This is a genomic window from Nocardia thailandica NBRC 100428 (genome assembly GCF_000308795.1).
GTDB classification, from domain to species: Bacteria; Actinomycetota; Actinomycetes; order Mycobacteriales; family Mycobacteriaceae; genus Nocardia; species Nocardia thailandica.
Map to the genome: position 1 here is coordinate 1 of NZ_BAGK01000016.1, position 12,955 is coordinate 12,955.

Below are 12,955 nucleotides of genomic sequence, written 5' to 3' on the forward strand. Positions count from 1 at the left end.
CCCGGCGGCGGCGGGGGCAGGTCCGGCAGACCGGCCTGCGGCTCGGCGGCGGCCTCGGGCTGCGCCGGCTCGGCCGGGGCGCCGTCGGCGGAGGCGTCCTCCTCGGCCGTCTGGACAGCGGCGGCCCTGGACGGAACGTCGGCCGTGTCAGCCGACGGACTCTGCAGCCAGGGCGGAGAGGTCGGATTGTGGTCGTTGTTGGTCACAGTTCCCCCACTTGCTCGATCGCCCGAGCAGGAATGTCGGCGCTGAATGTGCACCAAAACGCTAGCACGGGGTAAACGCCCCCGCCGGGGCGGTCGGTACCGGCGCAGCGTAGCTACCCGCCGGTAGAACGGCCCCGGAAAGCGCGAAAGCCGGGCTCCTGGAACGGAACCCGGCCTCCTCGCGAGACGTGCTACCGCTACTGCCGCGCGGCCCGGTTCACCGCCGAGACGACCGCCCGCAGCGACGCGGTGGTGATGGAGGTGGCGATGCCGACGCCCCAGACGACCTTGTCGCCGATCGCGGCCTCGACATAGGCCGCCGCCTGCGCGTCGTCACCGGCCGACATCGCGTGCTCGGAGTAGTCCAGCACCCGGACGTCGAAGCCGACACCGGCGATGGCGTCGACGAAGGCGGCCAGCGGGCCGTTGCCCGACCCGGTCACCTCCTGCTCGACCCCGTCGACCTTCACCGTGGCCACGATCGTGTCCACGCCGCCGTCGGTCTCCGAGGCGGTGACCTTCTGGCGCATGCGCTCCAGCGGCAGGATCGGGTTCAGGTACTCGGTCGCGAAGACGTCCCACATCTCCTTGGGCGTCACCTCGCCGCCCTCGCCGTCGGTGATGGCCTGGATGGCCTGGGAGAACTCGATCTGCAGGCGGCGCGGCAGGGCCAGGCCGTGATCGGTCTTCATGATGTAGGCGACGCCGCCCTTGCCGGACTGCGAGTTCACCCGGATGACGGCCTCGTAGGTACGGCCGACGTCCTTCGGGTCGATCGGCAGGTACGGCACCTCCCACACGATGTCGGACACGTCGGCGTCCTGCGCGTCCGCCACGGCCTTCATCGCGTCCAGGCCCTTGTTGATGGCGTCCTGGTGGCTGCCGGAGAACGCCGTGTAGACCAGGTCGCCGCCGTAGGGGTGGCGCTCGTGCACCGACAGCTGGTTGCAGTACTCCACCGTGCGGCGGATCTCGTCGATGTCGGAGAAGTTGATCTGCGGGTCGATGCCACGGGAGAACATGTTCATGCCCAGGGTCACCAGGCAGACGTTGCCCGTGCGCTCGCCGTTGCCGAACAGGCAGCCCTCGATACGGTCCGCGCCGGCCTGGTAGCCCAGCTCGGCGGCCGCGACGGCGGTGCCCCGGTCGTTGTGCGGGTGCAGCGACAGCACGATGGAGTCGCGGCGGGCCAGGTTGCGGTGCATCCACTCGATCGAGTCGGCGTACACGTTCGGCGTGGCCATCTCGACGGTCGCGGGCAGGTTGATGATCAGGGGCTTCTCGGGCGTCGGCGCGATGATCGCCGACACCGCGTCACAGACCTCGCGGGCGTAGTCCAGCTCGGTGCCGGTGTAGGACTCCGGGCTGTACTCGTAGCGCCAGGCGGTGTCCGGGTAGCGCTTCTCGATCTCCAGGCACAGCGTCGCGGCGTCGGTGGCGATCTTCTTCACCGCGTCGCGCTCGGCGCGGAAGACCACCCGGCGCTGCAGGATCGAGGTCGAGTTGTAGAAGTGGACGATCACGTTCGGCGCGCCCGCGCACGCCTCGAAGGTGCGCTCGATCAGTTCGGCGCGGCACTGCGTCAGCACCTGGATGGTGACGTCGTCGGGGATGGCGCCGTCCTCGATGATCTCGCGGACGAAGTCGAAGTCGGTCTGGCTGGCGGCCGGGAAGCCGACCTCGATCTCCTTGTAACCCATGCGCACCAGCAGGTCGAACATGCGGCGCTTGCGGGCGGGGCTCATCGGGTCGATCAGGGCCTGGTTGCCGTCGCGCAGGTCGACGGCGCACCACGCCGGGGCCCGGTCGATGATCTTGTCCGGCCAGGTGCGGTCGGGCAGGGTGATCGGCTCGACCTCTTCGGCGTAGGGCCGGTACCGGAACGCCGGCATCGAGGAGTTCTTCTGGCGGTTCCACGCGGGCTGGTCGGCGGGGGCGGGCTTGCCGGGCGCCGAGATGGTGCGCGAGGCGGATACGAATGCGTCAGCCGAGGACATGCAATTTCTCCGTGGTGTGGGGTGGAATCCCGGATAGGGAGGGGGTCGACCGGCGCGTTGGAACCCCGCGACGGGAGCCGGTCCGATCAGACCCCGTCGCGGCGGCCGAGAAGAAGTGCCCGCTGCATGATGCCCTTCAGCTTACCGCGCGAGCTGCGGTCCTGGTGAGCGGGTCCGCGGAAATCCGCCGGGAGCCGGACCCCGAGGAGGGCGGCGAGCGTGCGAGCGTCGCGGCAGGCCCGCCGGAGACCGGCCGGGACCCTGCGGCGCGGCCGCGGGTATCGTCCGGGCTCCGGCGGGGCCACCCCCGGCCGCTACTCGAGCGCGTCAGCGCTCCGGCAAGCACAGGACGCATTCATGACTTGGTTGCAGCAACTGGCCATCCTGGCGGCGGGCGTCGCCGCGGGCGGCATCAACACCATCGTCGGGTCGGGCACGCTGATCACCTTCCCGGCGCTGCTCGCCTTCGGACTGCCGCCGGTCACGGCCAACGTCTCCAACACCATCGGCCTGGTGCCCGGCTCGGTCAGCGGCGTGATCGGCTACCGCAGGGAACTGGCCGGTCAGCGGGCCCGCCTGCTCCAGCTCGGCACCGCCTCGCTGCTCGGCGGCATCACCGGCGCCGTCCTGCTGCTGACCATGCCGCCGAGCGCCTTCAAGGCGATCGTGCCGGTGCTGATCATCGCCGCGCTCATCCTGGTCGTCGTGCAGCCGCGGCTGGCCGCGTGGGTGAAGAAGCGCCGGGAGGGCGACGACGCCGCGGGCCCCGTGCACGGCGGACCGGTGCTGCTGGTCGCCGTGTTCGGCACCGGCATCTACGGCGGCTACTTCGGCGCCGCGCAGGGCGTGCTGCTCCTCGGCCTGCTCGGGGTGTTCGTGCATGAGGACATCCAGCGGCTCAACGCCGTCAAGAACGTGCTCGCCCTCATCGTCAACGCCGTCTCGGCGGCCATCTTCATCGTGATCGCCGAGGTGAACTGGCAGGCGGTCGGGCTCATCGCCGCCGGCTCGATCATCGGCGGCCAGCTCGGCGCCCGGCTCGGCAGGCGGATGCCGCCGAACGTGCTGCGCGCGGTCATCGTCGTCGTCGGCACGATCGCGGTGATCAGGCTCCTGACGGCCTGACGCCGCGCCGCTGAACTGGACGTATGTCCGTGCGGCTTGTGATCCCCGACAAAAGCCGCTCCGACCCCGCGAAATGTTGGTTTCGGCAAGGTACTCTGCGCTCGGCCATTGCGTGATGAGGGAGGTGGCCAGGTGCACAGACGCGCCTTCTTCAAGGCGGCGGGGCTGGCGGCGTTCGCCGGCGCCGTGGGGACGACGCTGCAGCCACCCGTGCGCGCGCTGGCCAATCCGGCCGGGGAGGCGCTGTTCCGTGGCTGGGTTCCCGAGATCTTCGCGCCGATCCCGGACGCGCCGCAGCACTCGCCCGCGATCGTCATCGGATCCGGTTTCGGCGCCGCGGTCACCGCGCTGCGCCTGGCCGAGGCCGGTATCGCCAACACCGTGCTCGAGCGCGGCTCGCTCTGGCCGAACGACCCATGGCGGGAGATCTTCACCGGCGACGACCTGCCCGACGGCCGCGGCTTCTGGCACCGCACCAGCTTCACCGGCGTCACCAAGGTGCCCATGTCGTTCAACGCCTTCGGCGGCGTCCTCGACGTCACCGAGTTCGGCGGCATCGACGTCTGGCGCGCCGCGGCGGTCGGCGGCGGCTCGGTGATCTTCACCGGCGCGATGATCGCGCCGGAACGGGCGCTGTTCGACCACGTCTTCGGCGGTGTCGTCGACTACGGCGAGCTCGACCGGGTCTACTACCCGCGGGTGCGCCAGATGCTGCGCCTCGACCCCATGCCCGCCGACATCTACAACTCGGCGCCCTTCGCCCACTCCCGCGCCTGGGACGAGCAGGTCCGCGCGGCCGGTTACCAGCCCGTCGCCAACGACTCCATCTTCACCTGGGACGTGCTGCGCGCCGAGCTGGCGGGCACCAGCCGCGCCTCGGCCACCGCCGCGCGCAGCAACCTCGGCAACTCCAACGGCGCCAAGTTCGACCTGAACCAGAACTACCTGCGCTACGCGAGGGACACCGGCCGCACCCAGGTCTTCGCCGGGCACCGCGTCGACGCCATCGCCGCGGAGCGCGACGGCCGGTACGCGGTCACGGTCAGCAAGCTCGCGCCGACCGGTCAGGTGCTGTCCACCCGGACGCTGACCTGCGACAAGCTCTTCCTCGGCGCCGGTTCGGTCGGCACCTCCGAACTGCTGGTCCGCGCCAGGGCCACCGGCGCGCTGCCCAACCTCAACGAGCACGTCGGCGAGGGCTGGGGCACCAACGGCGACGTCGTGCTGGCCCGCGGCGCCAGTTCGCTGGCCGGTCTCGGCGGCCAGGGCGTGCCGAGCGCGAGCCGCATCGCCGACTCCTCGACCGTGCCGCTGACCCTGGAGAACTGGTACATCCCCGGGATCCCGTTCGAGACCGGCGCCCTCGCCTCGCTCGGCATGGTCCTCGACCCGACCCGGGCGAGCTTCGGTTACGACGCCGCGCGCAACACGGTCGGCCTGACCTGGCCCTCGGCCACCCAGGACGCCGTGGTCGCGGCCGCCCGCGCGGTGGATCACCGCATCGCCGAACGGGCAGGCGCGCTCGCCGAGTACGGCATGCTCGGCTACGACGCCAACGCCGCGTTCACCGCGCACCCGCTGGGCGGCGCGGTGCTCGGCAAGGCCACCGACGCCTACGGCGGGGTGCACGGACATCCCGGCCTCTACGTGATGGACGGCGCGGCGATCCCCGGCAGCACCGGCACGGTCAACCCGTCGCTGACCATCACCGCCCTGGCCGAACGCAACATCGAGCACATCCTGCGCGGCTGAACAACCCGGTCCGCGGCGGTTCACCGGTTACGCTCGGCGACAGCGGGTCCGGTGAAGGGAGAAACCAGGTGACCGACGCGGCGGCGGGCTTCCAACGGGCCGAATCGGTGCCGGACGTCCGGTCCAAGACGCCGTCACTGCGGCTCGACATCGTCATGCTGCTGCTGGCCATCGTGTCGGTCGTGCTGGTCGTCTGGATCACCTTCTTCCCGGTGTCGCAGTCGACCTATCACGCGATCGTCGTGGTGGACGCGGTGATCTGCGCGATCTTCGCCGTCGAGTTCCTGTGGCGCTGGCGCCGGGCCGGCTGGCCGTGGACGTTCCCGCTGCTCAACTGGTACGAGATCCTCGGCATGATCCCCGTGGCCAGCCCGTGGTTCCGCAGTTTCCGGCTGCTGCGCATCGTCGTCATCCTGCTGCGGCTCGGCCGCGTGGCCGACCGGGCCCTGGGTGAACGGGTCACCGCGACGGTGGTGAGCCGCTCGGTGAACACCATCGTCGACATCATCAAGCGGCCGATGACCATCGCCATCCTCGACGAGGTCTCCAAGGTGCTGCGCACCGGGCACTACACCCGCAACATCGCCGCGGCGCTGGAGGAGAACCACGCCGAGATCGACCAGATGATCGTCGACCTGATCAAGAACGATCCGCAGACCGGCAAGGTCCGCTACATCCCGTTCCACAACGAGATCGTGCGTCTCATCGCCGACACGGTCTACCGCATGCTCCAGCAGTTGCTGGCCGATCCGCGCACCGACGAGCTGGTCGCGGACATGCTGCGCGAGAACATCGACCAGATCGGCGAGGCCGTCCGGCACAAGGTCGAGGTCGCGCCGTCATTGAAGGGCCACACGCCGCACGAGCACCGCGTGGCCCATCACCTGACGAAACTCCCGCCGCGCTGAGTCAGTGCGCGCCGTGCCGGATCTCGTCGCGCGGGCGGGCGAGGCGCACGGTCTCCCACAGGATCAGCGCGGCCAGCACGGCGGTCAGCAGGATCAGCGAGACCAGGGCGGGTAGCGCGGCGGCGAGCGGCGTCAGCGCGATCAGGGCGACGATGGCGACGACCCGGGCGCCGGAGACGCTGCCGGTGGCGTAGTACTTCGCGACGACCACGCCGAACAGGAACAGCGCCGGGCCGCCGAACAGGGCGAACAGCGGGATGCCGTAGAGCGCGTCGGAGAGCGTGTGGTGGGAGGCGTCGCCGACGTAGTACAGCACCTTCTTCAACCCGAGCGAGAGCGCGATGACGCCGACGATCATCGGGAAGTGCCCGTAGGTGTAACTGAATTGGGCGATCCTGATCTGTCGCGCGCCGGTCGCGGCCTTGAACGCGTGCTCGACCGACAGCGCCGCGACATCGAAGTAGGCCCACCACAGCAGGCCCGACACGGCCAGCCCGAGCAGCGAGCCGACGGTGATCGGCCAGGAGATGGGCAGCCCCGCGACGCCGATGCCGATGGACACGATGGACTCGCCCAGCGCCACGATGACGATCAGCCCGTACCGTTCGGCGAAGTGGCCCGCCGAGTTGATCCGCCAGTCGGTGCCCGCGATCGAGGTCCACAGCATGTCGCCGCCGATCGCGGCGATCCACAACAGGATCTGCGTGGTGCCGTGCGTGGTCGCCGCGACGACCAGCAGCGCGGTGCCCACCGTGATCGACACCGAGGCCCAGCGCAGGGTCTGCCTGCGCAGTTGCGGGTCGTCGACGCTGATGATCCAGAACATCGCCAGATGCACCAGGCGCACGACCAGGTACGCGATCGCGAAGACGAGCGGCCCGAACCAGCCGCCCGGCAGGTCGTGGAACGCCTCGGGGATGGTCAGGGCGGCGATGAACGCGCCACCCATGGCGGCGAACATGCCGATGCGCAGGATGCCCTCGTCGGCGCGGGCGACGTTGCCCAGCCAGGAGTAGGCGATCCACAACCACCACATCAGGGCGATCACCAGGCCCGCCCGCAGCATGTTCTTCGCCGAGGTCTCCTCGGCGGCGAGGTCGGTGACCATGGTGAACGCGAAGACCAGGACCAGGTCGAAGAACAGTTCGAGCTGGGTCACCGTCGCGCCCTCGGAGGCCAGCTGGAAGCGGGCCCGGCGTGTTCCGATCATGCGCTCATCGTCGCATCCCGGCGCGGACGCCGCCGGGAGCGAGCGGATCAGAGCTCCTGCGCGTGCGGGGTGCTTGTGGTGCGGACGACGTAGTCGGCGAGTTCGGCCGCGGCCTCCTCGTGGATGCGGCGCAGCGTGCGGTTGAACAGCATGCCCGGAATGGGCAGCGGGAGCGACAGCTCGACGTGGTAGTGGACCTCGGTGCCGTCGGCACCGGGGAGCAGCTCGAACGACCCGCCGCCCTTGGAGCCGCGGCTGCTGTCGACGACCTCCCAGCCGACGTAGTTCTCCTCCCAGACGTACTCGAGGACCTGCTGGTCGGAGTTGCCCATGAAGTGGGCGGTCACGAACACCCGGCGCGGCCTGCCCGCGTCGTCACGTGCGCCGACCCGGGCGTCGCTGTAGGACGCGGACCATTCGGGGAGCAGATCGACCGCCAAGAGCACTTCCATGACCTGATCGGCCTCGGCGTCCACCATGAAACGGATGTCGGTTTTCGAGCGCACTTTTGTCTTACCTCCGAACCACCGCTCATCTTCGCGCCCGATTGTGCACAGCCGTAGGAGTGATCGTCAACACGCCTCGAATCTGAACAAATGACTGGTTTAGAGGTCGGTTCACTTGCTCGCGGCTTGCTATGAGCCGGATTACCTTGTGCCGATCGCGCGTTCGACCGCGACGTCGATCAGCGCCGCGCTCCGTTCGGCGGTGAAGATGTCGGGCAGGGTGAGGTGCTCGGTGATGAGCCAGTTGAGGGCGAGATAGAGGAGCAGCACCGTGTCCTCGTCGCCCGGCATGCCGCCGTCGAGGTGGTTGCGGATGTTGTCCTCGATGTCGGCCCTGACCCGGTCGGTGAGCACCCGGCGCAGCTCCGGCCGCCGCGTCGCCTCCAGCCGCAGTTCGAGCAGGGCCAGGTAGCCGGTCCGGAACGACTCGATCCGTCCGACGATCTCGTGCATGAGCGTCCGGACCGTCTCCGCCGAGCGCGGTCCCGTGGCCAGCACCTCCATCGTCGCGGCGGGTGGGGTGAGCAGCTCGTAGAAGCGGCTGCCGACCTGGGTAAGCAGGTCGTCGCGGTTGGCGAAGTAGTTCGAGGCCGTTCCGGCGGGCACCGCCGCCTCCTTGTCCACCGCCCGGAACGTGAGCCCGCGGGCCCCGTCGCGGGCGAGGACCTCGATCGCGCCGTCGAGCAGGGCGTTCCGGCGTTCGGGATTCGTGCGCATCGCTTGACACCACTCCATCTGTAGTACTACGGTTCAAATCACTACAGACAGAGTACTACGGCTTAGGCGGTATGAATATGCGAAACCTCGTCTACTACATCGGTGTCTCCCTCGACGGCTACATCGCGGGCCCCCGCGGCGAGGTCGACTTCTATCCGACCCCCGCCGACTACGTGGCGTGGATGTCGGAGGAGTTCGCCGACGCCATGCCGACCCACATCCGGGCCCATGTCGGCGTCGACCCCGACCTGCCCGCCCAGCGCTGGGACACGGTCCTGATGGGCCGCGGCACCTACATCCTTCCCGGCGAGCACGTCGAGAGCCCGTTCTCGCACATGAAGCAGTACGTCGTCTCGTCCTCCCTCGACCAGGCCGACCACCCCGCCGTCGAGGTCTTCGCCGGCGACCCGGTCGAGCTGGTCCGCGAGCTCAAGCGGCAGGACGGCAAGGACATCTGGCTCTGCGGCGGCGGAAACCTGGCCGGCCAGCTCATCGGCGAGATCGACACGATGATCCTCAAGAGCTACCCGGTCATCGCGGGGGCCGGTGTGCCGGTGTTCGGCGGCGTCTTCCAACCGACACAGTTCACTCCCGTGCGGCGCAAGGAATTCGACAGCGGTACGCAGGTCACCTGGTTCGAGCGGGCCTGATTCCGGTGGTTATCCACAGGTGACGAGCCTGTGTGTTTTTCCACAGGCGGGGTAGGTGGCGGGGAATCCGGCGGACCGCGGCCGGTACGCTTGGTCGCTGATAGCAGCTCGATTCCCGATCGTGAAGGACCATTGCCGTGGCTCTCGTTGTTCAGAAGTACGGAGGATCCTCGGTGGCCACCGCCGACCGGATCCGGCGCGTCGCTGAACGGATCGTGGAGACGAAGAAGCAGGGCCACGACGTGGTCGTGGTCTGCTCCGCCATGGGTGACACCACCGACGAGCTGCTCGATCTCGCCGAGCAGGTGGCCCCCGCGCCGCCCGCCCGCGAGATGGACATGCTCCTCACCTCCGGTGAGCGCATCTCCAACGCGCTCGTCGCCATGGCCATCCACTCCCTGGGCGCGGAAGCCCGTTCGTTCACCGGTTCCCAGGCCGGCGTGATCACCACCGGCGCGCACGGCAATGCCAAGATCATCGACGTCACCCCCGGCCGCCTGCGCGAAGCGCTCGACGAGGGCACCATCGTGCTCGTCGCCGGCTTTCAGGGCGTCAGCCAGGACAGCAAGGACGTCACCACCCTCGGCCGCGGCGGTTCCGACACGACCGCGGTCGCCCTGGCCGCCGCGCTGAAGGCCGACGTCTGCGAGATCTACACCGACGTCGACGGCATCTTCAGCGCCGACCCGCGCATCGTCGCCGACGCGCAGAAGCTCGACCAGATCTCCTACGAGGAGATGCTGGAGATGGCCGCGTGCGGGTCGAAGGTGCTGATGCTGCGGTGCGTGGAGTACGCGCGCCGCTACAACGTGCCCGTTCATGTGCGGTCGTCGTACACCGACAAGATCGGCACCACCGTTTTCGGATCGATGGAGGACATTCCCGTGGAGCAGGCGATTCTGACCGGCGTCGCGCACGACCGCAGCGAGGCCAAGGTGACCGTCGTCGGTCTGCCGGACGAGCCGGGCTACGCCGCCAAGGTGTTCCGCGCGGTCGCCGACGCCGAGATCAACATCGACATGGTGCTGCAGAACATCTCCAAGATCGACACCGGCAAGACCGACATCACCTTCACCCTGCCGAAGACCGACGGCGCCCGCGCGGTCGAGATGCTGAGCAAGCGGCAGGACGAGATCGGCTTCGCCCAGGTCCTCTACGACGACCACATCGGCAAGGTGTCCCTGGTCGGCGCCGGCATGAAGTCGCACCCCGGCGTCACCGCCACCTTCTGTGAGGCGTTGGCCGACGCGGGCGTCAACATCGATCTGATCTCCACCTCCGAGATCCGGATCTCGGTGCTGGTCAAGGACACCGAACTGGACGAGGCGGTGCGGGTGCTGCACCAGGCGTTCGATCTCGGCGGCGACGAGGTCGCCGTCGTCCACGCGGGAACGGGGCGATAAGACCATGGGTGTTCGTGTAGGAGTCGTCGGCGCGACCGGTCAGGTCGGCGCCGTCATGCGCAAGCTGCTCGAGGAGCGCGACTTCCCGGCCGACGAGGTGCGCTTCTTCGCCTCGGCGCGCTCGGCGGGCAAGACCCTGCCGTGGCGCGGCGGCGAGATCGTCGTGGAGGACACCGAGACCGCCGACCCGGCCGGCCTCGACATCGCGCTGTTCTCCGCGGGCGCGACCATGTCGCGCGTGCAGGCGCCGCGCTTCGCCGCCGCCGGTGTCACCGTGATCGACAACTCCTCGGCCTGGCGCAAGGATCCCGATGTGCCGCTGGTCGTCTCCGAGGTCAACCCGGAGGCGACCCGCCACCTGCCCAAGGGCATCATCGCGAACCCGAACTGCACGACCATGGCCGCGATGCCGGTGCTCAAGCCGCTGCACGACGTGGCGGGCCTGCAGCGCCTGATCGTCTCCAGCTACCAGGCCGTCTCGGGTTCGGGCCTGGCCGGTGTGGAGGAACTGGCCTCGCAGATCCGCGCGGTCGCGCCGGAGGCGGAGAAGCTGGTCCACGACGGTTCCGCGGTCACCTTCCCCGCGCCGAACAAGTACGTCGCCCCGATCGCGTTCGATGTCATCCCGCTCGCGGGCGGCCTGGTCGACGACGGCAGCGGCGAGACCGACGAGGATCAGAAGCTCCGCAACGAGAGCCGCAAGATCCTCGGCCTGCCCGACCTGCTGGTCTCCGGCACCTGCGTGCGGGTCCCGGTGTTCACCGGGCACTCGCTGTCGGTGAACGCGGAATTCGCCGAGCCGCTGTCGGTGAAGCAGGCGCAGGAACTGCTCGCCAAGGCGCCCGGCGTGAAGCTGGTCGACGTGCCGACCCCGCTGGCCGCCGCCGGCCAGGACGACTCGCTCGTCGGCCGGATCCGCCAGGACCCGGGCGTGCCCAGCGGCCGCGGGCTCGCGCTCTTCATCTCGGGTGACAACCTGCGGAAGGGCGCCGCGCTCAACACGATTCAGATCGCCGAGGTCCTGCTCGCCAACGGCTGAGCCGCGCACGCGAACGACGAGGGCCGGGTCGACCGACCCGGCCCTCGTCGTGTGTCGTCAGCGGATGCGCGGCGTGCGGGCGTCGTGGCCCACGCAGGCCAGCACGGCGCAGCCCGGCGGCAGATCGGCGAAGGGCGGCCGCAGCGGGATGTTCAGGCAGCTGAAGACATCGCAGTCCGGGTAGGCGCCGGGCCCGATCCCGAAGACCGCGAGCAGGATGTTGGCGTCGACCAGCTGCTTCGGATCGAATTCCAGCGTCGGCTCCACGTACGGCTCGGCGACCGGGACCGCCGTGTCGGTGAACGCGGTGAACAGCCGCCGGAAGAACTCGTGGGAGAGCTCCTCCGGGTGGGCCAGGATTCCGCTGGGCCCGTAGGCGGTGACGTTGCCGAACGCGCCGGTCCACACGACCATCAAGTCGAGGCTGGGCACGAAGAAGACGTTCTGCAGGCCGAGGCCGGACATGAAATAGGTGTCGGCGGGCATGAACTGCGGCGATTCCGCGCATCCGGCGCCGACCCAGAACAGGTAGCCGTAGCAGCTGTTGCGTTCCGAGGGCTGGCGCGCCTTCGCGAGGTAGCCGGCCGAGACGATCCGCTTGCCCGCCCACGCGCCCTGGTTGTGGACGAGCAGGCCGATCTTGGCCAGGTCCTCGGGCGGGATCATGAGGTGGGCGTAGCCGTAGGTGTGCCCGGCCCGGTCGCGCGCCCAGTAGTAGTCCTCGCGGGGGATGCCGAGCGGGTCGAACAGCTCGCGCTGGGCGAACTGCTGCAGCGGCTCGCCGATGGCGAGCTCGATGACGTAGGACAGCAGGTCGACATTGCGCTGGCTGTAGCTGAATTCGGTGCCGGGCGGGTTGACCAGCTCGACCGCGAGCGCCTGGACCGCGCTGTTCGGGTCGACCGGGATGACCGCGGTGATGCCCTCGCTCAGCGCCCCGACCTTCATGCCGGAGCTCTCCGTCAGCAGGTTCTCCACGGTGATCGCCCGGTGCTGGGCGTCGCCGAGTCCGGCGGGGAGGTAGCGGTCGATCGGGGCGCTGATGTCGAGCCGCCCCCGGTCGGACGCGATCCCGGCGAGCAGCGACACCACCGACTTGGTGACGCTCCAGACGTTCCACGCGGACTTGCCGGTCTCCGCGTTGCGCGCCCCCTCGCCGACCAGGCAGTTGTGCCGGAACACCTGCACATTGAGCCGGTTGCGGTCGTTGGCGAACTGGAGCGCGTCGGCCAGTTTCGCCCCGTCGAGCCCGACGTCCTCGGGCCTGGCCCTGGCGAGTTCACGGCCGGAGGTGACCTGGCAGGAGACCGGTCCGGCGGGGGCCGCGTGCGTGGGTGGCGCGAACAGCACGGACGCGAGGACGGCGAGTGACGACGAACATGCGAAAACACCCCTCATCAGCCCCATGAGGGGGAGGGTAGACGCCTTCGGCGTTCGTAGCC

At 69.4% G+C, this 12,955-nt stretch carries 11 protein-coding genes and 1 pseudogene; 6 read left to right on the forward strand and 6 right to left on the reverse strand.

Annotated features, from left to right (window positions below; translation table 11 throughout):
• Together ON36_RS35750 and leuA are read right to left on the reverse strand one after the other, a co-directional pair.
• Positions 1-206 (reverse strand): annotated as a pseudogene (locus tag ON36_RS35750) (hypothetical protein); the annotation flags it as partial.
• Between the two features lie 197 nt (positions 207-403).
• Positions 404-2,203, reverse strand: coding sequence for a 2-isopropylmalate synthase (gene leuA / locus ON36_RS01455; protein WP_043646867.1), 1,800 nt, complete (start codon positions 2,201-2,203; stop codon positions 404-406).
• Between the two features lie 357 nt (positions 2,204-2,560).
• Here leuA and ON36_RS01460 point away from each other — a divergent pair, with 357 nt between their 5' ends.
• The 3 genes from ON36_RS01460 to ON36_RS01470 all read left to right on the forward strand — a co-directional run bounded on the left by ON36_RS01460 (position 2,561) and on the right by ON36_RS01470 (position 5,988).
• Positions 2,561-3,328: a sulfite exporter TauE/SafE family protein gene (locus ON36_RS01460; RefSeq protein ID WP_043646868.1), complete on the forward strand. Its 768-nt coding sequence runs from the start codon at positions 2,561-2,563 to the stop codon at positions 3,326-3,328.
• Between the two features lie 132 nt (positions 3,329-3,460).
• Complete coding sequence (locus ON36_RS01465; RefSeq protein WP_043646869.1) at positions 3,461-5,080, forward strand: GMC oxidoreductase; 1,620 nt, start codon at positions 3,461-3,463, stop codon at positions 5,078-5,080.
• Positions 5,081-5,148: 68 nt separating this feature from the next.
• Complete coding sequence (locus ON36_RS01470; protein ID WP_052313532.1) at positions 5,149-5,988, forward strand: ion transporter; 840 nt, start codon at positions 5,149-5,151, stop codon at positions 5,986-5,988.
• A 1-nt stretch (position 5,989) separates the two neighbouring features.
• Here the strand turns inward: ON36_RS01470 and ON36_RS01475 are convergent, their stop codons facing one another.
• From ON36_RS01475 to ON36_RS01485, 3 genes are all read right to left on the reverse strand, one after another.
• Positions 5,990-7,198: a low temperature requirement protein A gene (locus ON36_RS01475; RefSeq protein WP_043646870.1), complete on the reverse strand. Its 1,209-nt coding sequence runs from the start codon at positions 7,196-7,198 to the stop codon at positions 5,990-5,992.
• Between the two features lie 47 nt (positions 7,199-7,245).
• Positions 7,246-7,704 carry an SRPBCC family protein gene (locus ON36_RS01480; RefSeq protein WP_043646871.1) on the reverse strand — a complete coding sequence of 153 codons (459 nt, stop codon included), beginning with the start codon at positions 7,702-7,704 and terminating at the stop codon, positions 7,246-7,248.
• A gap of 141 nt (positions 7,705-7,845) precedes the next feature.
• Positions 7,846-8,421 carry a TetR/AcrR family transcriptional regulator gene (locus ON36_RS01485; RefSeq protein ID WP_043646872.1) on the reverse strand — a complete coding sequence of 192 codons (576 nt, stop codon included), beginning with the start codon at positions 8,419-8,421 and terminating at the stop codon, positions 7,846-7,848.
• A gap of 77 nt (positions 8,422-8,498) precedes the next feature.
• Here ON36_RS01485 and ON36_RS01490 point away from each other — a divergent pair, with 77 nt between their 5' ends.
• The 3 genes from ON36_RS01490 to ON36_RS01500 all read left to right on the forward strand — a co-directional run bounded on the left by ON36_RS01490 (position 8,499) and on the right by ON36_RS01500 (position 11,513).
• Positions 8,499-9,071: a dihydrofolate reductase family protein gene (locus ON36_RS01490; RefSeq protein WP_043646873.1), complete on the forward strand. Its 573-nt coding sequence runs from the start codon at positions 8,499-8,501 to the stop codon at positions 9,069-9,071.
• Positions 9,072-9,208: 137 nt separating this feature from the next.
• Positions 9,209-10,474: an aspartate kinase gene (locus ON36_RS01495; protein ID WP_043646874.1), complete on the forward strand. Its 1,266-nt coding sequence runs from the start codon at positions 9,209-9,211 to the stop codon at positions 10,472-10,474.
• Between the two features lie 4 nt (positions 10,475-10,478).
• The gene (locus ON36_RS01500; RefSeq protein ID WP_043646875.1) at positions 10,479-11,513 is read left to right on the forward strand and encodes an aspartate-semialdehyde dehydrogenase; all 1,035 of its coding nucleotides are present in this window, start codon (positions 10,479-10,481) and stop codon (positions 11,511-11,513) included.
• A 57-nt stretch (positions 11,514-11,570) separates the two neighbouring features.
• Here the strand turns inward: ON36_RS01500 and ON36_RS01505 are convergent, their stop codons facing one another.
• Complete coding sequence (locus tag ON36_RS01505; protein ID WP_245557820.1) at positions 11,571-12,863, reverse strand: serine hydrolase domain-containing protein; 1,293 nt, start codon at positions 12,861-12,863, stop codon at positions 11,571-11,573.
• Positions 12,864-12,955 lie beyond the last annotated feature (92 nt).

Coding starts and splice junctions, on each gene's coding strand:
- leuA (WP_043646867.1), bottom strand. CDS start 2,203: ATGTCCTCGGCTGACGCATTCGTATCCGCCTCGCGCACCATCTCGGCG.
- ON36_RS01460 (WP_043646868.1), top strand. CDS start 2,561: ATGACTTGGTTGCAGCAACTGGCCATCCTGGCGGCGGGCGTCGCCGCG.
- ON36_RS01475 (WP_043646870.1), bottom strand. CDS start 7,198: ATGATCGGAACACGCCGGGCCCGCTTCCAGCTGGCCTCCGAGGGCGCG.
- ON36_RS01485 (WP_043646872.1), bottom strand. CDS start 8,421: ATGCGCACGAATCCCGAACGCCGGAACGCCCTGCTCGACGGCGCGATC.
- ON36_RS01490 (WP_043646873.1), top strand. CDS start 8,499: ATGCGAAACCTCGTCTACTACATCGGTGTCTCCCTCGACGGCTACATC.
- ON36_RS01500 (WP_043646875.1), top strand. CDS start 10,479: ATGGGTGTTCGTGTAGGAGTCGTCGGCGCGACCGGTCAGGTCGGCGCC.